At 73.3% G+C, this 25,397-nt stretch carries 25 protein-coding genes; 14 read left to right on the forward strand and 11 right to left on the reverse strand.

What is annotated here, in order from left to right; all coding sequences use genetic code 11:
* Positions 1–13: 13 nt before the first annotated feature.
* The 3 genes from P3H78_RS13100 (at position 14) to P3H78_RS13110 (ending at position 3,366) form a co-directional block, all read left to right on the forward strand.
* Positions 14–376 (forward strand): gas vesicle protein K, encoded by a 363-nt coding sequence (locus P3H78_RS13100; protein WP_438827963.1) that lies wholly within the window; start codon positions 14–16, stop codon positions 374–376.
* A gap of 689 nt (positions 377–1,065) precedes the next feature.
* Positions 1,066–2,307: a L,D-transpeptidase gene (locus P3H78_RS13105; protein ID WP_276109103.1), complete on the forward strand. Its 1,242-nt coding sequence runs from the start codon at positions 1,066–1,068 to the stop codon at positions 2,305–2,307.
* Between the two features lie 333 nt (positions 2,308–2,640).
* Positions 2,641–3,366 carry a lysophospholipid acyltransferase family protein gene (locus tag P3H78_RS13110; protein WP_276109104.1) on the forward strand — a complete coding sequence of 242 codons (726 nt, stop codon included), beginning with the start codon at positions 2,641–2,643 and terminating at the stop codon, positions 3,364–3,366.
* A 391-nt stretch (positions 3,367–3,757) separates the two neighbouring features.
* Here the strand turns inward: P3H78_RS13110 and P3H78_RS13120 are convergent, their stop codons facing one another.
* The 7 genes from P3H78_RS13120 to P3H78_RS13150 form a co-directional block, all read right to left on the reverse strand.
* Entirely contained in the window at positions 3,758–5,353 is a 1,596-nt protein-coding gene (locus tag P3H78_RS13120; RefSeq protein WP_438827958.1) for an alpha/beta hydrolase, read from the reverse strand.
* A gap of 141 nt (positions 5,354–5,494) precedes the next feature.
* Positions 5,495–6,253: an urease accessory protein UreD gene (locus P3H78_RS13125; protein WP_438827964.1), complete on the reverse strand. Its 759-nt coding sequence runs from the start codon at positions 6,251–6,253 to the stop codon at positions 5,495–5,497.
* Positions 6,250–6,930 (reverse strand): urease accessory protein UreG, encoded by a 681-nt coding sequence (ureG, locus tag P3H78_RS13130; protein WP_276109107.1) that lies wholly within the window; start codon positions 6,928–6,930, stop codon positions 6,250–6,252. Before ureG ends, P3H78_RS13125 begins: the two co-directional genes overlap by 4 nt.
* Positions 6,931–6,954: 24 nt before the next feature.
* Positions 6,955–7,629 (reverse strand): urease accessory protein UreF, encoded by a 675-nt coding sequence (locus P3H78_RS13135; protein WP_276109108.1) that lies wholly within the window; start codon positions 7,627–7,629, stop codon positions 6,955–6,957.
* On the reverse strand, positions 7,629–9,350 hold the full coding sequence (locus P3H78_RS13140; RefSeq protein WP_276109109.1) for an urease subunit alpha: 1,722 nt from the start codon (positions 9,348–9,350) through the stop codon (positions 7,629–7,631). The genes P3H78_RS13135 and P3H78_RS13140 overlap by 1 nt, the downstream gene beginning before the upstream one ends.
* The gene (locus P3H78_RS13145) at positions 9,343–9,654 is read right to left on the reverse strand and encodes an urease subunit beta (RefSeq protein WP_276109110.1); all 312 of its coding nucleotides are present in this window, start codon (positions 9,652–9,654) and stop codon (positions 9,343–9,345) included. The genes P3H78_RS13140 and P3H78_RS13145 overlap by 8 nt, the downstream gene beginning before the upstream one ends.
* A gap of 10 nt (positions 9,655–9,664) precedes the next feature.
* Positions 9,665–9,967 (reverse strand): urease subunit gamma, encoded by a 303-nt coding sequence (locus tag P3H78_RS13150; RefSeq protein WP_276109111.1) that lies wholly within the window; start codon positions 9,965–9,967, stop codon positions 9,665–9,667.
* Positions 9,968–10,840: 873 nt separating this feature from the next.
* Between P3H78_RS13150 and P3H78_RS13155 the strand changes: the two genes are divergently transcribed.
* Positions 10,841–11,314 carry a C40 family peptidase gene (locus P3H78_RS13155; RefSeq protein WP_276109112.1) on the forward strand — a complete coding sequence of 158 codons (474 nt, stop codon included), beginning with the start codon at positions 10,841–10,843 and terminating at the stop codon, positions 11,312–11,314.
* A gap of 134 nt (positions 11,315–11,448) precedes the next feature.
* On the opposite strand, the gene P3H78_RS13160 is transcribed toward P3H78_RS13155, so the two are convergent.
* Positions 11,449–11,907, reverse strand: a complete 459-nt coding sequence (locus P3H78_RS13160; RefSeq protein ID WP_276109113.1) for an ATP-binding protein — start codon at positions 11,905–11,907, stop codon at positions 11,449–11,451.
* A 213-nt stretch (positions 11,908–12,120) separates the two neighbouring features.
* Between P3H78_RS13160 and P3H78_RS13165 the strand changes: the two genes are divergently transcribed.
* Together P3H78_RS13165 and P3H78_RS13170 are read left to right on the forward strand one after the other, a co-directional pair.
* Positions 12,121–12,981 (forward strand): helix-turn-helix domain-containing protein, encoded by an 861-nt coding sequence (locus P3H78_RS13165; protein ID WP_276109114.1) that lies wholly within the window; start codon positions 12,121–12,123, stop codon positions 12,979–12,981.
* A 41-nt stretch (positions 12,982–13,022) separates the two neighbouring features.
* Positions 13,023–13,247, forward strand: coding sequence for a DUF397 domain-containing protein (locus tag P3H78_RS13170; RefSeq protein ID WP_276109115.1), 225 nt, complete (start codon positions 13,023–13,025; stop codon positions 13,245–13,247).
* 28 nt (positions 13,248–13,275) lie between these two features.
* Here the strand turns inward: P3H78_RS13170 and P3H78_RS13175 are convergent, their stop codons facing one another.
* Positions 13,276–14,403: an 8-amino-7-oxononanoate synthase gene (locus P3H78_RS13175; RefSeq protein WP_276109116.1), complete on the reverse strand. Its 1,128-nt coding sequence runs from the start codon at positions 14,401–14,403 to the stop codon at positions 13,276–13,278.
* Between the two features lie 148 nt (positions 14,404–14,551).
* Here P3H78_RS13175 and bioB point away from each other — a divergent pair, with 148 nt between their 5' ends.
* Genes bioB through bioD form a run of 3 tightly spaced genes read left to right on the forward strand, consistent with a single transcriptional unit; the run spans position 14,552 to position 17,793 of the window.
* Positions 14,552–15,769 carry a biotin synthase BioB gene (gene bioB, locus P3H78_RS13180; RefSeq protein WP_276109117.1) on the forward strand — a complete coding sequence of 406 codons (1,218 nt, stop codon included), beginning with the start codon at positions 14,552–14,554 and terminating at the stop codon, positions 15,767–15,769.
* Complete coding sequence (locus P3H78_RS13185; RefSeq protein ID WP_276109118.1) at positions 15,762–17,051, forward strand: adenosylmethionine--8-amino-7-oxononanoate transaminase; 1,290 nt, start codon at positions 15,762–15,764, stop codon at positions 17,049–17,051. Before bioB ends, P3H78_RS13185 begins: the two co-directional genes overlap by 8 nt.
* Position 17,052: 1 nt before the next feature.
* Positions 17,053–17,793 (forward strand): dethiobiotin synthase, encoded by a 741-nt coding sequence (gene bioD, locus P3H78_RS13190; protein WP_276109119.1) that lies wholly within the window; start codon positions 17,053–17,055, stop codon positions 17,791–17,793.
* A 115-nt stretch (positions 17,794–17,908) separates the two neighbouring features.
* Here bioD and P3H78_RS13195 read toward each other — a convergent pair whose 3' ends face one another.
* Together P3H78_RS13195 and P3H78_RS13200 are read right to left on the reverse strand one after the other, a co-directional pair.
* A complete protein-coding gene (locus tag P3H78_RS13195) occupies positions 17,909–18,283 on the reverse strand; it encodes a fic family toxin-antitoxin system, toxin component (protein ID WP_276109120.1) in 375 nt (124 codons plus the stop codon).
* A gap of 3 nt (positions 18,284–18,286) precedes the next feature.
* Positions 18,287–18,538 (reverse strand): antitoxin, encoded by a 252-nt coding sequence (locus P3H78_RS13200; RefSeq protein ID WP_276109121.1) that lies wholly within the window; start codon positions 18,536–18,538, stop codon positions 18,287–18,289.
* A gap of 175 nt (positions 18,539–18,713) precedes the next feature.
* On the opposite strand from P3H78_RS13200, the gene P3H78_RS13205 reads away from it, so the two are divergent.
* The 5 genes from P3H78_RS13205 to P3H78_RS13225 all read left to right on the forward strand — a co-directional run bounded on the left by P3H78_RS13205 (position 18,714) and on the right by P3H78_RS13225 (position 25,264).
* Positions 18,714–19,616, forward strand: coding sequence for an ABC transporter ATP-binding protein (locus tag P3H78_RS13205; protein ID WP_276109122.1), 903 nt, complete (start codon positions 18,714–18,716; stop codon positions 19,614–19,616).
* A 3-nt stretch (positions 19,617–19,619) separates the two neighbouring features.
* Positions 19,620–22,187 (forward strand): ABC transporter permease, encoded by a 2,568-nt coding sequence (locus P3H78_RS13210; protein WP_276109123.1) that lies wholly within the window; start codon positions 19,620–19,622, stop codon positions 22,185–22,187.
* A gap of 66 nt (positions 22,188–22,253) precedes the next feature.
* The gene (locus P3H78_RS13215; protein ID WP_276109124.1) at positions 22,254–22,679 is read left to right on the forward strand and encodes a GNAT family N-acetyltransferase; all 426 of its coding nucleotides are present in this window, start codon (positions 22,254–22,256) and stop codon (positions 22,677–22,679) included.
* 150 nt (positions 22,680–22,829) lie between these two features.
* Positions 22,830–24,254, forward strand: a complete 1,425-nt coding sequence (locus tag P3H78_RS13220; protein WP_276109125.1) for a hemolysin family protein — start codon at positions 22,830–22,832, stop codon at positions 24,252–24,254.
* Positions 24,251–25,264 carry a hemolysin family protein gene (locus tag P3H78_RS13225; RefSeq protein ID WP_276109126.1) on the forward strand — a complete coding sequence of 338 codons (1,014 nt, stop codon included), beginning with the start codon at positions 24,251–24,253 and terminating at the stop codon, positions 25,262–25,264. The genes P3H78_RS13220 and P3H78_RS13225 overlap by 4 nt, the downstream gene beginning before the upstream one ends.
* Positions 25,265–25,397 lie beyond the last annotated feature (133 nt).

A 25,397-nucleotide genomic window follows, 5' to 3' on the forward strand; every position in this document is an offset into this window, starting at 1 on the left:
CGCTCCGGACGACATGCAGCCCCCGGCCGAGGCGGCGGAGCACACCGACAGTGATCTGTGCTCCGCGTGCCGAGCAGCGCCCCGCAGTCCCGGGGTGGAGCGGCGGCGCGGGCAGATCCAGATCGAGCCCGACTCCGTGGAACGCGATCTGATGAAGCTCGTGCTCACCATCGTGGAACTCCTGCGGCAGCTGATGGAGCGGCAGGCACTGCGGCGCTTCGACCAGGGCGACCTCACCGAGGAGCAGGAGGACCGCATCGGTCTGACCCTGATGCTCCTCGAGGATCGGATGGCCGAACTGCGCGACCGCTACGACCTCGGCCCCGAGGACCTCAACATCGACCTGGGGCCGCTCGGGCCGCTCCTGCCGCGCTGAGACCCGCGGTCACCGGACGTGTACGCGAACTGAGCGGCGCTCTCCGCCCCCGTTGTGCGGCGTGACGATTCCTTGGCCGCGGGCGTGCCACATGGACCCCGACTGCCGGCCCGGACCTCTTCAGGTCCGGGCCGGCAGTCGGGGTCCATGTGGCTGCAGGGGAGGCGGAGCATGGAGAGCTCGCCGGTGCCCGGCGTGCCGGGCCTGTCGCCGAGAGCACTGCGGGTGCCGGCCTGCACCGCGTCCTCCTGTTCCTCCTGCAGGTCGCAGGCGTTCCCGGCGGACGACACCGGACCCTCGCCGTCGCTGCCGCACTCCCCCTCCCCGGAGCGGGGCGGTGGCTCGTGCCGCCGGGTCTTCACACGGTTCCGGTCGCCGCACCCGTTCGTTCGCGGGCGAGCCGTTCACCCGACGGCCGCGCCCCGCCCCCTGCGCCCCGGCCCCGACGGATTCGGGCGATCCGCCCTCGAGAGGCACGCCGTCCCGACCGGCACCGGGCGGCGAGAGCACGTCGACCACGGTCCGTACAGCCGCCCACCAGGGCCTCGGCGGCGCACTGGACGACATGTGGCCCTCACCACAAATCACTTAATTCCGGACAAAGAGATGTGTATAAGTGGCTTTAGAGCTAATTCCCCCCTAGGCGATCAGCTCCAGGAATTCGACGAAGAGCGGCAAGGGAGAAGCGTTTGATCACGGCACGTAAACGACGCACCGGGCTGGTGACTGCAGCCGGTGCACTTGGCGGTGCACTCGCGCTCACGGCCCTCGCCGGCACCAGCAACGCCGCCACCGGCGGCAACGGTGCCCCGACACCTGCACCTGCGGCTTCGGGCGATCATCAGGCGGCCGCCCAGGACGCCTCCGACGCCCGCATAGAGATCACGCCCGCGCAAGGGGCCCACCACGTCGGGACTCACGACCCCGTCAAGGTCACCGTCAGTGACGGCAAGCTCACCAAGGTGACCATGACCGCCGTCGCGACCGGTACCGAGGTTCCGGGCACCCTGGCTGCGGACGGCCTGTCCTGGACGTCGAACGGCCCCCTGGAGCGGGCCACCACGTATCAGGTCGCCGCAGAGGCCGAGGACGCCAAGGGCCGCTCCGCCACCCAGAACGCCACGATCAGCACGCTCTCCCCCGCCAACGACTTCATCGGGCACGTCTCCCCCGAGGACGGCTCGACCGTCGGCGTGGGCATGCCGGTGACGGTCGGCTTCGACAAGGCGATCGGCGACAAGGCCGCCGTGGAGTCGAGGATCCAGGTCAGCTCCAGCAGCGGTCAGCGGGTCGTCGGTCACTGGCTCAACGACGAGCGTCTCGACTTCCGCCCCGAGAACTACTGGAAGCCCGGCTCCACCGTCACCGTCACCCTCCAGCTCCACGGCCTCCAGAAGAGGGTCACGTTCAAGATCGGCCGAAGCCAGATCAGCACGGTCGACGCCAAGACGAAGCGGATGGCCGTCGTACGGGACGGCAGGACGATCAGGACCATCCCGATCTCGTCCGGCAGCCCCGAGCACCCGACGTACAACGGCCGGATGGTCATCTCCGAGAAGTACCGGCAGATCCACATGGCCGGTGCGACCGTCGGCCTCCTGGACAAGAACGGCAAGCCCGCGTACGACATCCAGGCGGTGCCGCACGCCATGCGCCTGACCGCCTCGGGCACGTTCATCCACGGGAACTACTGGGCGCCCGACTCGGTCTTCGGCAAGGTCAACACCAGCCACGGCTGCGTGGGCCTGAAGGACGCCAGGAACGGCCGCGACGGCCGGCAGCCCGCCGCGTGGTTCTTCGACAACTCGATGATCGGTGACGTCGTGATCGTCAAGAACTCCGCGGACAAGACCACGCTGGCACCGGACAACGGCCTCAGTGACTGGAACATGCCGTGGAGCGAGTGGGTCGCGGGGAGCCCCACCAGCTGACGCCACGTCACTCCCCACGGGAACCCGAACCCCTTCCGCCGGGCGGCGGCCGACATGGTGCCGGCCGCCGCCCGCGGCGTCCGGGCGCTCGAGCAGTGCTCACCGCATGGAGGACCGGCCGTGCTGGATCGCGCTCACTCTTGGCCACGGCCCCGGCCGCACCCACCCGCAGGTGTGACGAACAGTCAGAAAAGTCGGCGGAGAGTCAGCATGAGACCGGCTGAACATGGCTACAGATGACCACAGGTGCACATGAGCCCATTCCCGTGATTCTCACCTTGGCCTGGGAAGACGTCAGATACAAGGGAGGACTGATTGAGTGAGGTGCGAGCCGTGTTCTATTACCTGCTCAAGTACGTACTGCTGGGCCCCCTGCTGCGTCTGGTGTTCCGCCCGCGGATCGAGGGACTCGACCACGTCCCGGACTCGGGCCCGGCGATCATCGCCGGCAACCACCTGTCGTTCTCCGACCACTTCGTCATGCCGGCGATCCTCAGACGACGCATCACCTTCCTGGCGAAGGCCGAGTACTTCACCGGGCCGGGCCTGAAGGGCCGGCTCACCGCGGCCTTCTTCCACAGCGCCGGGCAGATCCCGGTCGACCGGTCCGGCAAGGAGGCGGGTCAGGCGGCGATCCGCGAGGGGCTGGGCGTGCTCGGCCGGGACGAGCTGCTGGGGATCTACCCGGAGGGCACCCGCTCGCACGACGGCCGCCTCTACAAGGGGAAGGTCGGCGTGGCGGTCATGGCCCTGCGGGCCCAGGTCCCCGTCGTGCCCTGCGCGATGATCGGCACGTTCGAGGCGCAGCCGCCCGGCAGGAAGATCCCGCACGTCCGCCGGATCGCGATCCGTTTCGGCGAGCCGCTGGACTTCTCGCGCTACGCGGGGATGGAGGACGAGAAGGCGGTGCTGCGGGCCGTCACCGACGAGATCATGTACGCCATCCTCGCCCTCTCCGAGCAGGAGTACGTCGACCAGTACGCGGCGGACGCCAAGGCGGAGTTGTCGGCAGCCCGGCGCACCCGGGATCGCAGGCTCCCGCGGGCGCCCCTGAGCTGAACCGTGCGCGCCCCCGCCCCACCGACGTGGCGGGCCCCGGGCCCGCCCCCCCCCCCCCCACGCGCCGGCCCGGGGCCCGGCACGTCGGTGGGGCGCACCCCGTGGTCGGAGGAGCGGCCGCTGGTGTGCGACATGGCGGCCGCGCGGCGGGAGCTGGGGTACCGGCCGGTGGAGAGCTATGCGGAGAGCCTGGCGCGGACGGTCTCCTGGCTCACCGGGGAGCCGGCCCGCAGGGACTGGCGGGAGGCGTTCCCGCTGCTGGCCCGTGCCTACCCGGACCTGTTCGACTACGCGGCGGAGGACTGCCGGCTCGAGGTCCGAGGTCCCGTCCGCAGGGGACGCGAAGGGGCGGCCGGACCGGCCGGCCGCCCCTCGCGCGATGTGCGTGCGCCTACGGCTTGGGCGTGGCGTGCGGTCCGCAGGTCACGTCCGCGGGGTCCACCCGACCGGTGAGCAGGTAGGTGTCCACCCGGCCGTTGATGCACGGGTTGACCAGGCCGGTCACGCCGTGCGAGCCCGCGTCCTTCTCGGTGATCAGGCGGGAGCCCCGGAAGCGCTGGTGCAGTTCGACGGCGCCGTCGTACGGGGTGGCGGCGTCACGCGTGGACTGCACGATCAGCACGGGCGGCAGGCCCTTGCCGGTCCGGACGTCGACCGGGGTCTGCTGCTTGACCGGCCAGGTGGCGCAGGGCAGGTTCATCCACGCGTTGGCCCAGGTCATGAACGGGTAGTTCTGGTTGAGCCGCGTGTTGTCCCGGTCCCACTTCTTCCAGCTGGTGGGCCACTTGGCGTCGGTGCACTCGACGGCCGTGTAGACGGCGTTGCCGTTCTCCGCGCTGATGTTGCCCGCGGTGTCCGACATGTCGGGGGCGGCCGCGTCGACCAGCGCCTGGGTGTCGCCGGCGACGTACTTGGCGAAGGTCGTGGCGATCGGCACCCACGCGGAGTCGTAGTACGGGGCGCTCTGGAAGTAGGAGATCAGCTCGGCCGGGCCGACGACCCCGCCGATCGGGCTCTTCTTCGCGGTGGCGCGCAGCGCGGTCCACTTCGCCTGGACGGCGTCGCGGGTGGTGCCGAGGTGGAAGGCGGCGTCGTTCTTGGCGACCCAGTCCTCCCAGTCCTTCCAGCGGCCCTCGAAGGCGACGTCCTGGTCCAGGTTGGCCTGGTACCAGATCTTCTCCTTCGACGGGTTGACGACGCTGTCGACGATCATCCGGCGGATGTGGCCCGGGAAGAGCGTCCCGTAGACGGCGCCGAGGTAGGTGCCGTAGGACACGCCCAGGTAGTTGATCTTCTTCTCGCCGAGGGCGGCACGGATGACGTCCATGTCGCGCGCGGTGTTGGGCGTCGTCATGTGCGGCAGCATCGCGCCGCTGCGCTCGTAGCAGCCGTCGGCGTACTCGCGGGCCAGCTTGCGCTGGGCGCTCTTGTCGGCCTCGGTGTCGGGCACCGGGTCCGCCTTGGGGGCCTTGACGAACTCCTGCGGGTCGATGCAGGAGATGGGCGCCGAGTGGCCGACGCCGCGCGGGTCGAAGCCCACGAAGTCGTAGGCCTTGGCGACGTTGGCCCAGACGGGGTTCTTGTTGGTGACCCGGGTCGGGAACCGCAGGCCGGAGCCGCCGGGACCGCCGGGGTTGTAGACGAGCGCGCCCTGGCGCTCCTGCGCGGTGCCGGTGTTGCCGATGCGGTCCACGGCGAGCTTGATCTGCTTGCCGTAGGGCTTGGCGTAGTCGAGCGGCACACTGACCCAGCCGCACTGGATCGGCTTCGCCAGGCCCCAGTCGGCCGGGCAGTCCTGCCAGTCGATACCGGCCTGCGCGGCGCGGGCGGCGGCGATCGCGGCGCCGCGGGCCTCGCGGTCCTGGCCGTGGCGGCTGTCCGCGCTCGCGGCGGGCGCGGCGACCGCGCCGGCTATCAGGGTCGCCGTGACGAGCGCGCCGGCCGAACCGAGCGCCGCCGTGCGGCTCTTCGGTCTCATGTCCCTCAAGGGGGACCTCCCCGTACGTCGATGCGAATAGTAGGACGGATCCTTGCGGCTGTGAGGCTCCTGAGAACAGACTCTGTTTGCCTTCTTTGCCAATCCGATAACCGGCGCGGCCGGTCCCGCTGAGCGGAGCGGGACGGACCGTCAGCCCAGGGCGGACAGCGCCGCGTCCAGCGCGCGCCGCAGCAGCCGCGCATCGGGCGCCGTCGCCGTCACCAGTGCGGCCGGACCTGCCAGCGGGACCAGGACGGCCCCCTCGGCCACCGGTCGGGCCCCGACCGGCGCCTCGGCGAACTCGGGTCGCACGAGCAGGAGTTGCCCGACGGCCCGATGGCCGTCGAGGACCGCCGGGCCGTCCCAGCCGCCGGGCGCGCCGGGCCCGCAGGCCAGTTCCTGGTCGAGTACGGTCCGTCCCCCGATCCGCAGGGCGAGGCGGCTGGTGAGCCGTCCCGGCTCCTCGCCCACCCGCCCGAGGACCTGCTCCTCGCGCAGCACCAGCCGCGCCGTGGGCGCCGCCTCGACCCGGGTGACGACCCGCAGCTCGCTCCCCCGGGCGGAGATCAACTGCTCGGGCAGCCAGTGCAGTTCCGCGCCGTCCTCGACGGTGAGCCGTACGTCGTACCGGGCGTCGCCCTTGGCCTGGCCGGGCAGCGCGATGGTGGCGGCGGCCGACCCGACCAGCAGCCGCGCCCCGGTGGCCGCGCGGACGTGGACGGTGAGGTGGTCTCCGCCCAGCGGGCCGCTCATGGCGCCGACGAGCACCACCCGCGCCTGCGCCCCGCTCCCCCGGGTGCGCCGCGGCGCCAGCGGCCCCTCGCCCTCCAGCACGGGCAGTTCCGTCCCGCCCCGGCCGTCGCCACGGGCGGTGATGCGCGCGGTGGCCCGGACGCCGCCCGTCCTCACGCCGTCCACGCCGCGACGCGCGCCCGGATCCAGTCCGCGACGTCCCGGACCCCCTCCTCGCTCCGCAGCGACTGCAGGACCACGGGCAGTTCCGCCCGGGCCGCCTTCGCGTCGGCGGCCATCCGTGCGAGGTCGGAGCCGACGTACGGGGCGAGGTCGGTCTTGTTGACGACCAGGAGGTCGGCGGTGGTCACCCCGGGGCCGCCCTTGCGCGGGATGTCGTCCCCGCCGGCGACGTCGATGACGAAGATCTGCGCGTCCACGAGCCCGCGGGAGAAGGTCGCGGTGAGGTTGTCCCCGCCGGACTCCACGAGGACCAGGTCCAGCGGCCCGACGGCGTCCTCCAGGTCCTCGACGGCCTCCAGGTTGGCGGAGATGTCGTCGCGGATCGCCGTGTGCGGGCAGGCGCCCGTCTCCACGGCGGTGATCCGCTCCGGCGGCAGGACGGCCTCGCGCAGCAGGAACTCGGCGTCCTCCCGGGTGTAGATGTCGTTGGTGACGACGGCCAGGGACAGCTCGTCGCGCAGGACACGGCACAGCGCGGCGACGGTCGCGGTCTTGCCGGACCCGACGGGTCCGCCGAGTCCGACCCGCAGGGCCCGGCGGGCGCCGCCGGGCCGGTGGGCGTCGGCGCCGACGGCGGGGGCGGGGAGCGGGAGGGAGTGGTCGAGATGCATCAGTGCGGCTCCACGGACGAGGGGTCAGGAGGCGAAGAGGCGCACCGGCCGGGCCGCGTGCGCCTCCGCGCCGATCTCCAGCAGCGGCGCGGAGGCCGCGGGCAGTTCGTCCGGCCCGCCCTTCCGCACCCGGTGGGCGGCCGACACCGCGGTGTCGGCCGTGCGGTCCATCTCCGGCGCCAGGCGGGCCAGGACCGCGGTGGCGTCGAAGGGGTCCAGGCTCAGCAGCCGCACGGTTGCGGTGGCGGGCCCGCCGACGCTCTCGTACACCGCACAGTGCGCGGCGTCGGCGGCACCGAGCCCGGCGGCCCGGGCGGCGAGCCCGAGGACCACCGGCTGGTGCACACCCCTCGGGAACTCCCGTGCCACGGCGTCGAGTTCGAGTCCGGGCCAGGTGGCGCGGGCGGCCCGCATCAGCTGCCGCCCCAGCCGGCGCGCGGCGGTGCGCAACGCCGGGGACGGGGTCCGCGCGTCGGCGGCCGCGTCCAGAGCTGCGGGGTCGCAGCCGAGCGCGGCGGCCGCGGCGAGGGCCGCCGCGACCAGTCCGGCGGTGTGCAACCGCCCCCGGCAGAAGGACTCCAGGCTCGCCGCGTCGGTGATCCGGCCGGTCCGGACGGCCTCCTCGGCGCCCCCGGAGTGCGCGTGCCCTCCGGCGGGGAAGCGGCCGTCGGCCAGGACGAGAAGCGCTGCCCGGGACATCAGAAGAGGAAGTATCGCTGGGTCATGGGCAGTTCGGCGGCCGGTACCGCCTCGACCAGTTCGCCGTCGATGTGCACGGCGAAGCTGTCGGGGTCGATCCGCACCTGCGGCCGCGCGTCGTTCTCCCGCATGTCCGCCTTGGTCACCGCGCGCGTCGACTCGATCGGCACGAACCTCTTGCCCAGCCCGAGCCGCTCCGGCAGGCCGTCCTCGATCGCCGCCGGAGCCACGAAGTTGACCGAGTTGCATGCCGGCGCGCGGCCGATCGCCCCGTACATCGGCCGCGGCAGGACCGGCTGCGGCGTCGGGATGGAGGCGTTGGCGTCGCCCATCTGCGCGTAGGCGATCTGGCCGCCCTTGAGGACCAGCAGCGGCTTGACGCCGAAGAACGCGGGATCCCACAGCACCAGGTCGGCGAGCTTGCCGGTCTCCACGGAACCGGTCTCGCGGGCCAGGCCCTGCGCGAGGGCCGGGTTGATCGTGTACTTGGCGACGTAGCGGCGCACGCGGTGGTTGTCCGCACGGCCGTCGCCGGGCAGCGCGCCCCGGCGGCGCTTCATGACGTGCGCGGTCTGCCAGGTGCGCAGGACGACCTCCCCGACCCGGCCCATGGCCTGGGAGTCGGAGGAGATGATCGAGATGGCTCCGAGGTCGTGCAGGACGTCCTCCGCGCCGATGGTGGAGGGGCGGATCCGCGACTCGGCGAAGGCCAGGTCCTCGGGCACCGCCGGGTTGAGGTGGTGGCACACCATCAGCATGTCGAGGTGTTCCTCGGCGGTGTTGACGGTGAAGGGACGGGTGGGGTTGGTCGAGCTGGGCAGCACGTGCGGCTCGGAGACCACGGTCATGATGTCGGGCGCGTGCCCCCCGCCGGCGCCCTCGGTGTGGTACGCGTGGATGCCGCGCCCGCCGATGGCGGCGAGCGTGTCGGCCACGAAGCCGGCCTCGTTGAGCGTGTCGGTGTGGATGGCGACCTGGACGCCGGTGCGGTCGGCGGCGGTGAGCGCGGCGTCGATGGCGGCGGGGGTCGAGCCCCAGTCCTCGTGCAGCTTCAGGCCCACGGCCCCGCCGCGGATCTGGGAGAGCAGCGCCTCGTGCGAGACGGTGTTCCCCTTGCCGAGCAGACCGATGTTGACCGGGTGGGCCTCCAGCGCCTCCAGCATGCGGGCCAGGTGCCACGGGCCGGGCGTCACGGTGGTCGCCTTGGACCCCTCGGCGGGTCCGGTGCCGCCGCCGACGAGGGTGGTGACGCCGGAGGCGAGCGCCTCGTCGGCGATCTGCGGGCAGATGAAGTGCACGTGCGCGTCGATCGCCCCGGCGGTCAGGATCCGGCCGTTGCCGGCGACGACCTCGGTCTCGGGGCCGAGGACGAGGTCGGGGTGGACGCCGTCCATGGTGTCGGGGTTGCCCGCCTTGCCGATACCGGTGATCCTGCCGTCGCGGATGCCGACGTCGGCCTTGACGATCCCCCAGTGGTCGATGACGACGGCGCCGGTGATCACGGTGTCGGGGGTGCCGTCGGCCCGGGTGGCCCGCGACTGCCCCATGGACTCGCGGACGACCTTGCCGCCTCCGAAGACGGCTTCGTCACCGGCACGTCCGGGGCCGCCGCAGCGGTCCTCCTCGATCTCGACGAGCAGGTCGGTGTCGGCGAGGCGGATGCGGTCGCCGGTGGTGGGGCCGAACAGGTCGGCGTAGGCGTCGCGCGGGATCTCACGCATCGAGGGCGCCTCCGGTCTCCCCGCGCAGCCCCGGCACGACCCGGGCGCCGCCGATCGGGACGAGGGCGACGTCGACCGGGATGCCGGGCTCGAAACGCACGGCGGTCCCGGCGGCGACGTCGAGTCGAAGACCGCGGGCGGCGGCCCGGTCGAAGTCGAGTCCGGGGTTGGCCTCGGCGAAGTGGTAGTGGGAGCCGACCTGGACCGGCCGGTCCGCGGTGTTGAGCACGGTCAGCCGGGCGACCTCGCGGCCCTCGTTGCTGAGGACCGGCTCCTCCGCGAAGAGGATCTCTCCGGGAATCATCGGCCCCTCCTCAGACGATCGGCTCGTGCACGGTGACGAGCTTGGTGCCGTCAGGGAAGGTGGCCTCCACCTGTACGTCGTGGATCATTTCGGGGATGCCCTCCATGACGTCGTCCCGGGTGAGCAGCTTGCGTCCGGAGGCCATCAGCTCGGCGACCCCGCGCCCGTCCCGGGCGCCCTCGAGGATGTGCGACGTGATGAGCGCGATCGCCTCGGGGTGGTTCAGCCGCAGCCCGCGGGCCCGGCGCTTCTCGGCCACGTCGGCCGCCACATGGATGAGCAGCCGCTCTTGTTCGTGCGGGGTCAGTTGCACGGGCCCACCTCACAGTCCTCGCTCCGGACCGTGCGGGGCCCGGTTGCCGCAGCCACCGCGACGGGGACAGGTGTAACACACGACAGACTGCACGATCTTCGGCAATCCGGACGGAAAAACCCCAGGTGGCGTGGAACGGCAGGCTAGTTCGCCGGAGTTTCGACGACGTTAACCGGACCTCGGCCGCTCCCTGACCGCGCGAGAGCGCGGCCCGTACGCGCACCCGGTCGGCGCGTCGGCCGTCGTCGTGATCGGGTCGGCGGATCCGCCCTCGGCCGGCGTCACCGGAATCCCGACGGCCCGTCAGCCGCCGCGGACCGGGCTTCCGGGACCGCCCCGGGCCGGATCCGCGATCCGGGCCGCTCGGCGGTGAGTTGAAACGGACCAAACGACGTACCCCCTTTCGGCGGAGCGACCACTGCTTTTTTCGGGCCGTCCGGGTTGCGCGAGGGGCGTGCACGGATGGCGGAATCCTCCCTTCCGCCCCTGGTCCGGGGCCCGTTCGAGACGCGTACAGCTTTTCGATCGACGGTGTGTCCACTCGAACGGGCGAGTGGTGAGTAACAACACAAACACCCGGTTCCGTTGGGGTTTTCGGACATCCGTAGGTGAAGATCCCTGTCTGACGACAAGCCCCCGCCACAGCGGCGGGGCGATCCGGGCGGACGCCGAGTCCTGCCGCCGCCCGGGTGAGCGGTCGACAGAAGTGGATCGGCAGGAGTGGAGGACCCAAGCACGACGGGTCGCCGGGACGGTCACGCCATGACCGGTCCGAGCAGCCCTTGGGGTGAAGCCGCGGCAACGCGGCCGGGCAACTTCGCCAGCCCGAATCCGACAGGTCATCCTTCACAGGCGGCTGACGAAGGGTTGCGCATGACTGCGCTCAATCGTGTCCCGTCGCTGATGGCCCGGGCCGGCACGGCCTCGGCCCTGACCCTCGCCGCCGTGAGCGGCTCCATCGTGGTCCCGGGCGCCGCTGCCGACGCCTCGGCCGCCACCATGGCGACGAAGGCCATGCAGGTCGCGGCGTCCAAGAAGGGCGCCCCGTACAAGTGGGGCGCGACGGGCCCGCGTCGGTTCGACTGCTCGGGGCTCACGCTCTACTCGTTCAAGCGGGTGGGCAAGCGGCTGCCGCGCACGGCGGCCCAGCAGTACAACACGACCCATCACATCGCGGCGCGGAACCGCAGGGCCGGGGACCTGGTGTTCTTCCATTCCGGCTCGAGCGTCTACCACGTCGGGATCTACGCGGGTCACAACAAGATCTGGCACGCTCCCAAGACCGGGGACGTGGTGAAGCTGCAGAAGATCTGGACGAGGAGCGTCTGGTACGGCCGGGTCGGCTGACGGCCGGCCCGGGCGGGTGACGGCACGCCGGTGGAGCGCCGTCACCGCCCGGTCCGGGACGACCCGCGCACCGGGCGTGGTGCCCGTGTGCGCGCCCCCGCCGCAGGCGGACGCGCGCCCTGCCGGAAGGGGGCTCAGGGCTCCTGAAGGCCGGCGGCCGGCACCGGGCTGACGCCGACCGTCCACGGCAGCTCGACGCGGACGGTCTTGCCGCCCTCACGCGTCGGCCGCACCGTCAGTCTGCCGCCGTACTCCGCGGTGAGCCAACGGATGATCACCATGCCCCGGCCGTTGTCCTGCTGGACGGCGGCCGGGAGCCGTTTCGGGAACCGCGGATGGCTGTCGGTGACCCCGATGCGCAACTCTTCGTCCCGGTCGAGGAGCAGGTCCACCGTGAAGGTGGGCGACTGACCGAAGGTGTGCTGGACGGCGTTGGTGGCCAGCTCGGAGACGATGAGCCGGACGGTGTCGGCGGCGTCCGTGTCGGCCGGCAGACCCCACTCCGCCAAGGTGTCCAGCACATAGGTGCGGGCGGCCGCGACCGAGGCGGGATCGCTCGGCAGAGTGACGGATGCTTCCAGATGGTCTGCCATGGCGACGCCGTCCCTTTCCCACAGGACCGCGGTCCGACACGGAGCGGATGGTTCGAGTACGGTCCCGGACTGGTGCTTCGTCGCCAGACTGCCATCACCGCGTCGCTCACGCGTGGCGATCCACCAAGATATGCATATATCTGTCGCTCGATGCGGTGAACTCTGCGACGGCAGAGCGGATCCGGGTGGTCTCGAGGGAGTAGGGAAGAACCCATGCAGCATGGTCCCGCGGTGCGCCGCCGGAAACTGGGTGCCGAACTGCGCGCGCTGCGCAGCGGCGTGGGTCTCACCAGTGGCGAGGCGGCCCGTCTGGTCGGCTGGCACCAGTCGAAAGTGAGCCGGATCGAGACGGGCGCGAGCGGCGTGAAACCGGCCGACGTGCGGCTGCTGCTCGACGCGTACGCCGTCGACGACGCGCAGTTGCGGGAGCTGCTGCTGGTGCTGGCGGGGTCGGAGGACCGCGGCGGGCGGCACCACTGGTGGCACGCCTACCGCGGTGTGCTGCCGCCGACGTACCGGGACTTCATCAGCCTGGAGTCGCAGGCCAGCGGGATGCGCACGCTGGAGACCACGGTCGTCCCCGGGCTGCTCCAGACCCCCGAGTACGCCCGTGCGGTGACCCGGTCCGCGGTGGAGGGGCTCGACGAGGACCGGCTGGACGCGCTGGTCGAGGTGCGGCTGGCCCGCCAGGACGTGCTGCACGCCCAGCCGCCGCTGAGGCTCAGCGCGGTGCTGGACGAGGCGGTGCTGCGCCGCGAGGTCGGGGGGCCTGAGGTGATGGCGCGGCAGCGGGAGCGGCTGGTGGAGGCGGCACGGCTGCCCCAGGTGCGGCTGCAGGTGCTGCCGTTCGCGGCCGGGGCGCATATCGGCCTCACGGGCCCTTTCGTTATCTTCTCATTTCTGAACACATCTGATCTGGATGTGGTTGTTCTCGACCACTTGACGAGTAGCCTCTATCTCGAACGGAAAGAAGACCTGGAGGCCTACAGCGAGGCCTTCAACACCCTCCGGGCACACGCCCTTTCACCGGAGGACTCGTTGGATCTCATCGCCGGGACAGGTCACGGCGCATGACCGGGACAGGTCACGGCCCACAACAGCGTGGGGAGGCACTCATGTCCGCTCTGCCTCGGAACGTATCCTCCAGCACCGATCTGCACGACGTGCGGTGGCTGCGCAGCAGCTACAGCACCGGAGCCAACAACTGTGTCGAGACGGGCTCGCCGCGCTCCGGCCCCCCAGCGGGCCTGCTCGCCGTGCGGGACTCGAAGGATCCGGCCGGACCGGCGCTGCTCTTCTCCCCCGGGAGCTGGGCGGACTTCCTCGCCGCGCTCCACTGACGGCATCGCACGGCCGTGTCACGCCGACTCATGGCCGTGCGTCCACGATCACCCGGGCCGCGTGGGCGATCTGCGCACCGGTGAGGTCCGCACGGGCCGTGAGCCTGAGCCGTGAGATGCCGTCGGGCACGGAGGGAGGACGGAAGCAGCCCACGGCCAGGCCCGCGGCACGGCAGTCCGCGGCCCATGCCACGGCCGCCTCCGGGGAGGGCGCGCACACCGAGACGACCGCGGCGTCCGGACGTACCGCCGTCAGCCCGGCGTCGGTCAGCCGCGCGTGCAGCTCCGCCGCGACCGCGCGTGCACCGGCCGCCCGCTCGGGCTCGCCGCGCAGCAGCCGGAGGGCGGCGAGGGCGGCTCCCGCGGCCGCGGGAGCGAGCCCGGTGTCGAAGATGAACGTCCGGGCCGCGTTGAGCAGGTGGTCGATCACCCCGGCCGGCCCGAGCACGGCGCCGCCCTGGCTGCCGAGGGACTTGGACAGGGTGACGGTCGCGACCACGTCGTCGGCGCCCGCGAGACCGGCCGCGTGCGGCGCGCCGCGGCCGCCGTCCCCGAGCACGCCCAGCCCGTGGGCGTCGTCGACGACGAGTCCCGCGCCGTGCTCCCGGCAGACCGCCGCGAGTTCCGCCAGCGGGGCCGCGTCCCCGTCGACCGAGAAGACGGTGTCGGACACCGCGACCGCCGGGCCCTCGTGCGTGCCCAGCGCCTTGCGCACCGCCTCGGGGTCGGCGTGCGCCACGACCTGCGTGGTGCCGCGCGCCAGCCGGCAGCCGTCGATGAGGGACGCGTGGTTGCCCGCGTCGGAGACGATCAGCGAGCCGTGCGGGGCGAGCGCGGTGACCGCCGCCAGGTTGGCCGCGTAGCCGGAGGAGAAGACCAGCGCGGCCTCGAAACCGCAGAAGGCGGCCAGTTCCGTCTCCAGCTCCGTGTGCAGCTCGGTGGTGCCGGTGACCAGGCGGGAGCCGGTGGCGCCGCCGCCCCAGACGCGGGCCGCGTCCGCCGCGGCCCCGGTGACCGCGGGATGCCGGGCGAGCCCGAGGTAGTCGTTGCCGGCGAGGTCCAGGAGGGGCGAGTCGGCCGGGCGGGGGCGCAGGGTCCGGACGAGTCCGGCACGGCGACGCGCCCGGGCCTGCTCGTCGATCCAGCCGAACGCCATGGCTCCTCCGGGGGCTTTTGTAGGCAGTGCACAGACCCTAGCCGCAGGGTGTCCGGCGCATGGTGTGGCAATACCCACACGTCGAACCGTCTCTGTTGTGCAAACTCTCCTTGGCCCCGGGCGGCCCCGTAGGACAGGATCGGATCTCATGGACCTGCTGAACACGCTGGTGGACAAGGGGCTTCGGCGCGAGCTGCCGACCCGCGAGGAAGCTCTGGCCGTGCTGGCCACCTCCGACGACGACCTTCTCGACGTGGTCGCCGCGGCCGGAAAGGTGCGCCGTCACTGGTTCGGCCGACGGGTGAAACTCAACTACCTCGTCAACCTCAAGTCGGGCCTGTGCCCCGAGGACTGCTCCTACTGCTCCCAGCGGCTGGGATCCAAGGCCGAGATCCTGAAGTACACCTGGCTGAAGCCCGAGGACGCCTCCAGGGCCGCGGCCGCGGGGCTGGCCGGCGGTGCCAAGCGGGTCTGCCTGGTGGCCAGCGGCCGCGGGCCGACGGACCGGGACGTGGACCGGGTCTCCCGGACCATCAAGGCCATCAAGGACGAGAACGAGGGCGTCGAGGTGTGCGCCTGTCTGGGCCTGCTCTCCGACGGCCAGGCCGAGCGGCTGCGCGACGCGGGGGCCGACGCCTACAACCACAACCTCAACACCTCCGAGTCGACGTACGGCGACATCACCACCACCCACACGTACGCCGACCGGGTGGACACGGTGCAGAAGGCGCACGCCGCCGGGCTGTCCGCCTGCTCGGGCCTGATCGCCGGCATGGGCGAGAGCGACGAGGACCTGGTGGACGTGGTCTTCTCGCTGCGCGAGCTGGACCCCGACTCCGTGCCGGTGAACTTCCTGATCCCCTTCGAGGGCACCCCGCTGGCGAAGGAGTGGCACCTCACCCCGCAGCGGTGCCTGCGCATCCTGGCCATGACCCGGTTCGTCTGCCCGGACGTCGAGGTGCGCATCGCGGGCGGCCGCGAGGTGCACCTGCGCTCCATGCAGCCGCTCGCCCTGCACCTGGCCAACTCCATCTTCCTCGGCGACTACCTGACCAGCGAGGGCCAGGCGGGCAAGGCCGACCTGGACATGATCGCGGACGCGGGCTTCGAGGTGGAGGGCGCCGACCGGGTGACGCTGCCCGAGCACCGGGCGGCCCGCGACTGCGGGTCCCACCCGAGCGCCGGCTGCGGGTCCGCCGGGGACACCGGCTGCGGCGGGCACGACGCGGGCGGCTGCGGTTCCCACGAGGGCGGCGGCATCTGCGGCTCCGCACCGGCGCCGGCGCCGGCCGCCGACGAGCCCCGCCCGGACCTGGTCGCCGTGCGCCGCCGGGGTGCCGGAACGGACCTCGCACCCAATGCCTGATCCGTCCCCCCGGAGCGTGCCGGAGCTGCTGGAGCTCGACCGGCGGCACGTGTGGCATCCGTACGGCCCGATGCCCGGCCGGCAGGAACCGCTCGTCGTGGAGTCGGCGAGCGGGGTCCGGCTCCGGCTCGCCGACGGCTCGGGCGAGCTGGTCGACGGCATGGCCTCGTGGTGGTCGGCGATCCACGGCTACAACCACCCGGTGCTCAACGAGGCGGCGCACGCGCAGCTGGCGCGCATGAGCCATGTGATGTTCGGCGGGCTCACCCATGAGCCCGCCGTCCGCCTCGCGAAGCTCCTTGTCGACATGTCGCCCGAGGGGCTGGAGCATGTGTTCCTCGCCGACTCCGGCTCGGTGTCGGTCGAGGTCGCGGTCAAGATGTGCCTGCAGTACTGGCGTTCGCTCGGCCGTCCGGAGAAGCGGCGCCTGCTGACCTGGCGCGGCGGCTACCACGGGGACACCTGGCAGCCGATGTCCGTGTGCGACCCCGAGGGCGGGATGCACGACCTGTGGACCGGGGTCCTGCCCCGCCAGGTGTTCGCGGACGCGCCCCCCGCCGGGTACGAGGAGGCGTACGCGGCGCGTCTGCACGACCTGGTCGGGCGGCACGCCCACGAGCTGGCCGCAGTGATCGTCGAGCCGGTGGTCCAGGGCGCGGGCGGCATGCGCTTCCACTCCCCCGCGTACCTGCGGGTGCTGCGCGAGGCGTGCGACGCGCACGACGTGCTGCTAGTGTTCGACGAGATCGCGACCGGGTTCGGGCGCACCGGCACGCTCTTCGCGGCCGAGCACGCGGCCGTGACCCCGGACGTGATGTGCGTGGGCAAGGCGCTGACCGGCGGCTACCTGACGATGGCGGCGACGCTGTGCACCGGCCGGGTCGCCGACGGGATCTCCCGCGGCGAGGTGCCGGTGCTGGCGCACGGCCCCACCTTCATGGGCAATCCGCTGGCGGCGGCCGTGGCCTGCGCCTCGGTCGAGCTGCTCCTCGGCCAGGACTGGCGGGCCGAGGTCGAGCGCATCGAGGCGGGGCTGCGGGCCGGGCTGGCCCCGGCGGCGGACCTGGAGGGCGTCGCGGACGTGCGTGTCCTCGGCGCCGTCGGCGTGGTCCAGCTCGACCATCCCGTCGATCTGGCAGCGGCGACCCGCGCCGCCGTGCGCGAGGGCGTGTGGCTGCGGCCGTTCCGGGACCTGATCTACACGATGCCGCCGTACGTCACGGGTGACGCGGACGTGGCACGGATCGCCCGCGCGGTGTGCGCGGCGGCGCGGGAGGGCTGACATGCCGGTACTGATCATCACGGGCACCGGCACGGAGGTCGGCAAGACGGTCGCGACTGCGGCGGTGGCCGCGGCGGCCGCGGCCGCCGGACGGTCGGTGGCCGTGCTCAAGCCCGCGCAGACGGGCGTCGGACCCGCCGAGCGCGGGGACGCCGACGAGGTGGCACGGCTCGCCGGGCCGGTGACGGCGCAGGAACTCGCCCGATTCCCGGAGCCGTTGGCCCCGGCGACCGCGGCGCTGCGGGCCGGGATGGCGCCGGTGCGTCCGCAGGACGTGGCCGACGCCGCCGCCAAGCTGGCCACCGAGCACGACCTGGTGCTGGTCGAGGGGGCGGGCGGTCTGCTGGTCCGCCTCGACGCGGCGGGCGGGACCCTCGCGGAGGCGGCCCGGCTGCTGCGTGCCCCGGTCCTGGTCGTGGCGTCGGCCGGTCTGGGCACGCTGAACACGACGGAGCTGACGGCGCGTGAACTGCGCTCCCGGGAACTCGACCTGCTGGGCGTCGTGATCGGCAGCTGGCCCCGGGAGGCCGATCTCGCCTCCCGCTGCAACCTGGCCGACCTGCCCGCGGTCGCCGGGGCACCGCTGCTCGGGGCGCTCCCGGAGGGCGCCGGGGCGCTCGCGCCCGACGCGTTCCGCGCCGCGGCCCCGACCTGGCTGGCTCCGCGGCTGCACGGCGACTGGGACGCGGAGTCCTTCACGACCCGCGAGGCACCGGCTCCGTTCGCGGAGGGCCGGGGATGACACCGGTCCGGACCGGCGCGCGCCTGGTGCGCCGGGCACCGCACGGCGCACCGGGCGGCACCGTCGCGGACCCGGCCGGTGTGCCGGGCCGGACGGTGTCACCGGTGGTGCCCGATCACCGGCTCCACTGGCGCAGTTCCTCCGCGATGTCGTCCAGCGACGCCTCGCCGCTCTTGACCAGCCGCGCCAGTTCGCGCACCTGCTCGGGCGAGGTCACCACCTTCAGCCCGCTGGCGACCAGGTAGGCGTAGGCGACGGCGGAGGCGAACAGCGCGTTGGACCGCTCCAGCGCGGGGACGTGCAGCAGGAGTTGGAGCAGGGCGGCGGCCCGCGCCTGCGGGGAGTCGTAGACGGGCACGTCGAATATCTCCGCCTGGTGCCGCGCGACGGCGGCGACCAGGGCCCCCCAGTCGGTGACCTGCGGGTCTCCCGGGGTCATCCGTTCGGCGAGCATGAGCAGCCAGGCGAGATCGATCCTGAGGTCGTCCAACGGTCAGCGACGGCCTTCGCCCCGGCCGTGCCGGTGGCCCTCGCGGTCTCCGCCGAACTCCTCGGCGAAGACGGCCTCGTACTGCTTCATGAAGTCGGCGGCGGCCTCCACGAAGGTGTGGCCTACCTCGCCGGCGTCCTGGCGCACCAGTTCCTCGATGTAGCGGTTGACGCTCATCCCGCGGGCCAGGGCGCGTTCACGGGCGGCGCGGGCGGTGCCCTCGTCCACCCGCACGTTCAGCTGGGTCTTCGCCATGCCTTCGAAGCTAGCGCCGGACCGCTATCACAGGCAAGGCCCGGTGCAGGGCACACGTCCGGCGGCCCGCCGCCCGGCCGCGCGCGGGATACCGGATGTGGGCCCGGTCACACTAGGCTCGGCCGGGGGCGGAGCGGGACGGACGCCGGCCCGCGCGACGACGGAGGAGGACGCCGTGCCCACACCTGCTGCGGCGCCGGGCGCGGTGCCGGCCGAGCGGGCCGCGGCCCGTGCCCGTGGCCTGACCAAGGCCTACGGCACGGGCGAGACCACCGTGCTCGCGCTGGACGCGGTGGACGTGGACATCGCCCGCGGCCGGTTCACCGCCGTCATGGGCCCCTCCGGGTCGGGCAAGTCGACGCTGATGCACTGCCTGGCCGGCCTCGACACCGTCTCCGCGGGCCGGGTGTGGCTCGGCGGCACCGAGATCACCGGGCTGAGGGACCGGGAGCTGACGCGGCTGCGCCGGGACCGGGTCGGCTTCATGTTCCAGTCGTTCAACCTCGTCCCGACGCTCGACGCGCTGGAGAACATCACCCTGCCCCTGGACATCGCGGGCCGCCGCCCCGACCGGGACTGGCTGGACCGGGTGATCGACGCGCTGGGCCTGCGGGACCGGCTGAAGCACCGGCCGGCCCAGCTCTCCGGCGGCCAGCAGCAGCGCGTCGCCTGCGCGCGGGCGCTCGCCTCGCGCCCCGAGCTGATCTTCGCGGACGAACCGACGGGCAACCTCGACTCGCGGGCCGGCCTGGAGGTGCTCGGATTCCTGCGCGACGCCGTGGACCGGCTCGGGCAGACGGTCGTGATGGTCACCCACGACCCGGGTGCCGCCGCCCACTCCGACCTGGTGCTCTTCCTGGCGGACGGGCGGATCGTGGACGGGATGGAGCATCCCACGGCGGAATCCGTGCTGGAGCGGATGAAGCGGTTCGACGCGATCCGGGGCGCGTACGAGGGCGACGGGAGCGCGGGTGCCGCCGCGGCCGCCGGGGACACCGCCCGCGCCGCCGCCCTGCCCGCCGAGCGGGACCCCGCCACCTCCGCCGACGGGACCGGCGGCGCCACCGAAGAGGTCTGACCCGTGCTCAGGGCCACGCTCCGCGGGTTCCTCGCCCACAAGGGGCGGCTGCTGCTGTCGGCTCTCGCCGTCGTGCTGTCCGTCGCCTTCGTCGCGGGCAGCCTGATCTTCTCCGACACGGTCTCCCGCACCTTCGACCGGCTCTTCGCCGCGACCTCCGCCGACGTCACGGTGGAGCCGCGGCAGGACCTGACGTCGGCGGTGCCCACCGGCGTCGTGCAGACCGTGCCCGCCGACCTGGCCCGGCGGCTCGAAGGCCTCGGCGGAGTCGCCGCGGCCCATGTGGACGTGGCGGTCCGCGATGCCGTCGTGGTCGACGCCGCCGGCACTCCGGTGGGCCCGACCACCGGTGCCCCGACCATCGCGTCCAACTGGGAGCCCACCCGGCGCAGTCCGGTACGGCTGACCTCCGGCCGCGCCCCCCACGGCGGCGGCGAGGCGCTGCTGGACGCCGACACGGCGCGGTACCGGGGGGTGCGGATCGGCGACGTGCTCACCGTGCAGGCGCAGCCGGGCAGCTTCCGGGTGCGGGTGACCGGCATCGCCACCTTCACCACGACCAACCCGGGCTCGGCCCGTCTGTTCCTCGACACCCCGACCGCGCAGCGCAGGCTCCTCGGCTCCACCGGCCGGGCGACCGGCATCTCGGTGGACGCGGCACGGGGCACGAGCGACACCGCACTGCGGGGCAGGGTCGAGGCGGCCCTCGGACCCGGCCGGTACGACGTGCGCACCGCCGCCGAGCACGCGAAGTCCGCCGCGGCCGACCTCGGGGGGTTCCTGAAGGTGATCAAGTACGTGATGCTCGGCTTCGCCGGGATCGCGGTGCTGGTCGGCGTGTTCCTGATCGTCAACACCTTCTCGATGCTGATCGCCCAGCGCACGCGGGAGCTGGGCCTGCTGCGCGCCCTGGGGGCCGACCGGCGGCAGGTGCGCCGCTCGGTGCTCACCGAGGCGGCGCTGCTGGGCCTGGCCGGCGCGACGCTGGGCCTGGCGGCCGGCGTCGGCCTGGCGGCCGGGCTGATCCGGCTGCTGAGCGCCTTCGGGATGAACCTGCGGACCACCGACACGGTGGTCGCCTGGTCGACCCCGGTCGCCGCGTACGCCGTCGGGGTCGGCGTCACCTTCGTGGCGGCCTTCCTGCCCGCGCGGCGCGCGGCGGCGGTGTCCCCGATGGCCGCGCTGGCGGACGCGGAGGTCGCCGGCGTGGGGCGGCCGCTGCGGGTGCGCGCGGCGGCGGGTGCGGCTCTGGGGGCGGCCGGTGCGGCGGCGCTGGCGGGCTGCGCCGCGTCCGGGCGCGCGGCGACCGCCGCGTCGCTGCTCGGGGCCGGTGTCGTGCTCACCCTGGTGGCGACCGTGGTCGCCGGGCCGCTGCTGGTGCGGCCGCTGATCCGGGTGCTCGGCGGGGCGTTCCCGGCACTGTTCGGCGCGGTGGGACGGATGAGCCGGCGCAACGCGCTGCGCAACCCGCGCCGTACGGGCGCCACGGCGGCGGCCCTGATGGTGGGTCTGGCGCTGGTGGCGGGCATGTCGGTGGCCGGCTCCTCGATGAACCGGTCCTTCGACCGCCGCATCGACCGGACGCTCGGTGCGGACTTCATCGTGCAGAACCGCAATTTCCTGCCGTTCCCGGCGGAGGTCACCGCCCGGGTGCGCGGCACGCCGGGTGCCGGGGTGGTGGTGCGGCAGCGGTTCGCGGCGGTGGCGGTGGCACTGCCGGACGGCCGGCGGGTGGAGACGACCGCCTCGGCGTACGACCCGCGTCTCGACGACGTCGCCCACCTCACCTACGCGTCCGGCGGCACCGGGGCCGCGCTGGCCGCCGGGCACGTCGCCATGGACGCCGGCTTCGCGCGCGGGCACGGGGTGCGGCCGGGCAGTGTGCTGCCCTTCGAGTTCCAGGGCGGCCGGCGGGCGCGGCTGACCGTGGGGGCCCTGACCGACCAGGGCGACACCGAGGCGTTCGGTGTGCAGGGCGGGCTCTTCCTCGGCCTCGGCACGCTGGAGCGGTACGTGCCGGGCACGCCGGACGCGGCGGTGTACGTGAACGCGGCCCCGGGCACGGCCCCCGCCCTGCTGCGGTCCCGTCTGGAGCGCGCCCTCGCCCCGTACCCGCAGGTGCAGGTCCGCGACCAGGCCGACTACAAGAAGCTCGTCCACGACCAGATCGCCGTGCTGCTGTACCTGGTGTACGCGCTGGTCGGCCTGGCGATCGTCATCGCGGTGCTGGGTGTGGTCAACACGCTGGCGCTGTCGGTGGTGGAGCGGACGCGTGAGATCGGGCTGCTCCGGGCCATCGGGCTGTCGCGGCGCCAGCTGCGGCGGATGATCAGGCTGGAGTCGGTGGTGATCGCGGTGTTCGGAGCGGTGCTCGGTCTGGCCCTGGGACTGGTGTGGGGCCTGTGCCTGCAACGGGTGCTGGCGCTGCAGGGCATGACGGCACTGGCGATCCCGTGGGGCACCATCGCGACGGTCGTGATCGGCTCCGCGGTGGTGGGCGTCGTCGCGGCCGTGCTTCCGGCGCTGCGGGCGTCCCGGATGAACGTGCTCACGGCCATCGCGCACGAGTGAGGCCCGGTGCCGGTCCACATGGTGGAAAGACGCTCCCGCGCGGGCCCGGCGTGGTGGGATCGCCGCATGAGTGATCTGCGCATACGCGCCGCGTGCGGTGACGATCTCGACGCGGTGCTGGTGTTCTGGGCGACGGCGGCGGAGGGCACCAGCATCAGTGACGACCGGGCGGGGGTGGCGCGCCTGGTCGACCGCGACCCCGGGGCGCTGCTGCTCGCGGAGCAGGGTGGGGAGCTGGTGGGGACGGTGATCGCGGGCTTCGACGGATGGCGCTGCCACCTGTACCGGCTGGCGGTGCGTCCGGACCACCGCCGTCGTGGTGTCGCCTCCGCGCTGCTGGCCGCCGCCGAGGAGCGGTTCGTCCGGCTCGGCGGGCGCCGCGGCGACGCGATGGTGCTCGTCCGCAACGCGATGGCGCACCGCGCCTGGCGGGCCGCCGGCTACGCCCCCGAGGAGCACTGGCGCCGCTGGGTGAAGCCCCTGCGGGGCTGACCCATCCGCTTACTTTGCCCGTCCTTTACCCTTGAGGGACATCAGGTCCTTCATGAAAGGTTGTGAGCGTCCGCCGATGGGCGAGCCTTCCTGTGACCGACACCGCGCGATCCGCCCCGTCCTCCCGGACCATGGGTGGGGGGTGACCCGATGACCGAAGTGCTCCTGCTGCTCGTGGCAGTCCTGCTGTCGCTGGCCTGCGGCGCCTTCGTCGCGGCCGAGTTCTCGCTGACCACCGTCGAGCGCGGCGCGCTGGAGCGGGCGGCCGAGCAGGGCGAGCGGGGCGCCGCGGGGGCGCTGAAGGCCGCCCGGAATCTCACGTTCCAGCTCTCCGGCGCCCAACTCGGCATCACCGTGACCAACCTGGTGGTCGGCATGCTCGCCGAGCCGTCCATCGCCCGGCTGATCGCAGGGCCGCTGGAGTCCCTCGGCATCTCCCGCTCCGCGGCGACCTCGGTGGCACTGGTCCTGGGCACCGCCCTGTCCACGGTGTTCCTGATGGTCGTCGGCGAGCTGGTGCCCAAGAACTGGGCGATCTCCTCGCCGCTGGCGGTGGCCAAGCGGGTCGGCACCCCGCAGCGCTGGTTCAGTGCCGCCTTCCGCCCGTTCATCACCCACCTGAACAACACCGCGAACCGCCTGGTGCGCCGCCTCGGCATCGAGCCCGCCGAGGAGCTCGCCTCCGCGCGCGGCCCGCAGGAGCTGGCGGCCCTGGCGCGCCACTCCGCCCGCGAGGGGGCCCTGGCGGCGGACACCGCCGAGCTGTTCGTGCGGACCCTCAACCTGGCCGACCTGACCGCGGAGAACGTGATGACGCCCCGCGTCCAGGTGATCGCCCTGGAGGCCCGGGCGACCTGCGAGGACGTGGCGAACGCGACGCGGGCCACCGGTCTGTCCCGCTTCCCCGTCTACCGCAACAGCCTGGACGCGGTCGTCGGCATCGCCCACGTCAAGGACTGCCTCGCGCTCGGGGCGGAGCGCCGGCCCCGCGTGCCGGTCTCCGAGATCATGCGCGAGCCGCTGCTCGTCCCGGAGTCGCTGACCGTCGACCGGCTGCTGGACCGGCTGTCCGGCCGGCGCACGATGGCGGTGGTGATAGACGAGTACGGCGGCACGGCGGGCGTGGCGACGCTGGAGGACATCGTCGAGGAGGTCGTCGGCGAGGTGCGGGACGAGCACGATCCGCACGAGACACCCGACCTCGCCCCGGCCGGGGCGGACGACGAGGGCCGGGCGCTGTACTCGGCGGACGGCGCGGCGCGGGTGGACCAGCTCGCGCGCGTCGGCCTGCGGGTGCCGGACGGCCCGTACGAGACGCTGGCCGGGGTCGTCGCCACCGCGCTGGGACGGATCCCCGGGGAGGGCGACGTCCTGGAGGTCGCCGGGTGGCGGCTGGACGTGGTGGACGCCGCCGGCCGCCGCGCCGCGCGGGTCCTGCTGCACGCGCCCCTCGACGACGAGGTCCCCGGCACCGGCCCGCGACACGGGACGGCGCCGGACCCGCGCGGCCGGCGCACGCCGCGCGGCGGCGACGGTGAGCAGGCGGCGTACGGGACGAAGGGGGACGGCCGGTGACCACGCTGCAGATCCTGATCGGTGTGGCGAGCCTCGTCGTGAACGCCTTCTTCGTCGGGGCCGAGTTCGCGCTGATCTCCGTGCGCCGCAGCCAGATCGAGCCGTACGCCGAGGAGGGCGACCGGCGCGCCCGCAGCGTGCTGTGGGGACTCGAGCACGTGTCCGCGCTGCTCGCGGCCGCCCAGCTCGGCATCACCCTGTGCACGCTGGTCCTCGGCGTCGTCGCCGAGCCCGCCATCGCACACCTGCTGGAGCCGGTGTTTCACGCGCTCGGTGTGCCCTCCGGGGCGGGGCACGCGGTGTCGTTCGTCATCGCGCTGACCTTGGCGACGTACCTGCACATGCTGCTCGGCGAGATGGTCCCGAAGAACATCTCGCTGGCCGAGCCGGTGCGCAGTGCGCTGCTGCTCGGTCCGCCGCTGGTGACGCTCTCCCGCGCCCTGCGCCCGGTGATCTTCACGGTGAACGCCTTCGCGAACGCCCTGCTGAAGCTGTTGCGGGTGGAGACGAAGAACGAGGTCGCGGCGACCTTCACGGACGCGGAGCTGGCGGAGATCGTCAAGGACGCCAGCGAGGCCGGGCTGATCGACGAGCGGGCGCAGGAGCGGCTGCACGACGCGCTGGAGCTGGGCAGCCGCCCGGTGCGCGACGTGGTGCTGCCGCTGGAGGGGGTGGTCTACGCCCGCCTGGGCGTGACCCCGGAGCAACTGGAGCGGCTGTCCGCGGACTCCGGCTTCTCCCGCTTCCCAGTGGTCGACGAGGAGGACCGGAACGTGGGCTACCTGCACGTGAAGGACGCGCTGGACGCCTCCCCGCGCAACCGGCCCTTCCGGCTGGAGGACATGCGGCCCATCGCGCGGGTGCGCGAGACCACGCCCCTGGACGACGTGCTCACCGCCATGCGCGGCAGCCGGACCCATCTCGCGGCGGTGCTGGACGCCGACGGCCGCCTGGCCGGCCTGGTGACCATGGAGGACGTGCTGCGGGAGCTGTTCGGCCAGCCGGTGTGAGGCGGGGGCCGCGGCCGCGGGCCGTCCAGGCTGCGGCCGCGCGCGGCCGCGACCCGGACGTCTCCCGCCCGCGGCGCGTCCGCAGGACCGACCGACCGCTTGGTATGGAGGGCGGCGCGCGGGATACCCTCGC

The sequence above is a fragment of the Streptomyces tropicalis genome, from assembly GCF_029269835.1.
Classification (GTDB): Bacteria; Actinomycetota; Actinomycetes; order Streptomycetales; family Streptomycetaceae; genus Streptomyces; species Streptomyces tropicalis.

What these genes read in the sequence shown, in the direction of transcription:
- P3H78_RS13175 (WP_276109116.1), bottom strand. Translation starts at nt 14,403, where the DNA reads ATGGCGTTCGGCTGGATCGACGAGCAGGCCCGGGCGCGTCGCCGTGCC.
- P3H78_RS13165 (WP_276109114.1), top strand. Translation starts at nt 12,121, where the DNA reads ATGCAGCATGGTCCCGCGGTGCGCCGCCGGAAACTGGGTGCCGAACTG.
- P3H78_RS13215 (WP_276109124.1), top strand. Translation starts at nt 22,254, where the DNA reads ATGAGTGATCTGCGCATACGCGCCGCGTGCGGTGACGATCTCGACGCG.
- P3H78_RS13145 (WP_276109110.1), bottom strand. Translation starts at nt 9,654, where the DNA reads ATGATTCCCGGAGAGATCCTCTTCGCGGAGGAGCCGGTCCTCAGCAAC.
- bioB (WP_276109117.1), top strand. Translation starts at nt 14,552, where the DNA reads ATGGACCTGCTGAACACGCTGGTGGACAAGGGGCTTCGGCGCGAGCTG.
- P3H78_RS13200 (WP_276109121.1), bottom strand. Translation starts at nt 18,538, where the DNA reads ATGGCGAAGACCCAGCTGAACGTGCGGGTGGACGAGGGCACCGCCCGC.
- P3H78_RS13220 (WP_276109125.1), top strand. Translation starts at nt 22,830, where the DNA reads ATGACCGAAGTGCTCCTGCTGCTCGTGGCAGTCCTGCTGTCGCTGGCC.
- P3H78_RS13140 (WP_276109109.1), bottom strand. Translation starts at nt 9,350, where the DNA reads ATGCGTGAGATCCCGCGCGACGCCTACGCCGACCTGTTCGGCCCCACC.
- P3H78_RS13100 (WP_438827963.1), top strand. Translation starts at nt 14, where the DNA reads ATGCAGCCCCCGGCCGAGGCGGCGGAGCACACCGACAGTGATCTGTGC.
- bioD (WP_276109119.1), top strand. Translation starts at nt 17,053, where the DNA reads ATGCCGGTACTGATCATCACGGGCACCGGCACGGAGGTCGGCAAGACG.
- P3H78_RS13185 (WP_276109118.1), top strand. Translation starts at nt 15,762, where the DNA reads ATGCCTGATCCGTCCCCCCGGAGCGTGCCGGAGCTGCTGGAGCTCGAC.
- P3H78_RS13155 (WP_276109112.1), top strand. Translation starts at nt 10,841, where the DNA reads ATGACTGCGCTCAATCGTGTCCCGTCGCTGATGGCCCGGGCCGGCACG.
- P3H78_RS13160 (WP_276109113.1), bottom strand. Translation starts at nt 11,907, where the DNA reads ATGGCAGACCATCTGGAAGCATCCGTCACTCTGCCGAGCGATCCCGCC.
- P3H78_RS13170 (WP_276109115.1), top strand. Translation starts at nt 13,023, where the DNA reads ATGTCCGCTCTGCCTCGGAACGTATCCTCCAGCACCGATCTGCACGAC.
- ureG (WP_276109107.1), bottom strand. Translation starts at nt 6,930, where the DNA reads ATGCATCTCGACCACTCCCTCCCGCTCCCCGCCCCCGCCGTCGGCGCC.
- P3H78_RS13135 (WP_276109108.1), bottom strand. Translation starts at nt 7,629, where the DNA reads ATGTCCCGGGCAGCGCTTCTCGTCCTGGCCGACGGCCGCTTCCCCGCC.